1 pseudogene is annotated in these 253 nt (G+C 58.5%); it reads right to left on the bottom strand.

What is annotated here, in order from left to right:
• A pseudogene (locus FDX22_RS31020) lies at positions 1 to 253 on the bottom strand (two-component system response regulator GlrR); the annotation flags it as partial.

Below are 253 nucleotides of genomic sequence, written 5' to 3'. Positions count from 1 at the left end.
CCGCCATTCTTGCCGCATGAGTCACATTGCCCCTGGTGATTTGCAGCAGCTTACGCAGATAGTTGAGCTCAAACTGGTTACGCGCCTCAACAAATGTCGGCAGCGCGGTGTTTTCCCCTTCCAGCGCCTGCTCCACCAGCGCGTCGCTGATCACCGGCGAAGAGGTCAACGCCACGCACTGCTCAATTACGTTGACCAACTGACGCACGTTGCCCGGCCAGCTGGCGGTCATTAACCGCTTCATGGCATCGGT

Source organism: Citrobacter sp. TBCS-14, from assembly GCF_005280805.1.
In the GTDB taxonomy this organism is placed as follows: domain Bacteria; phylum Pseudomonadota; class Gammaproteobacteria; order Enterobacterales; family Enterobacteriaceae; genus Citrobacter; species Citrobacter gillenii.
This window is presented reverse-complemented; position numbering and strand designations above follow the sequence as displayed.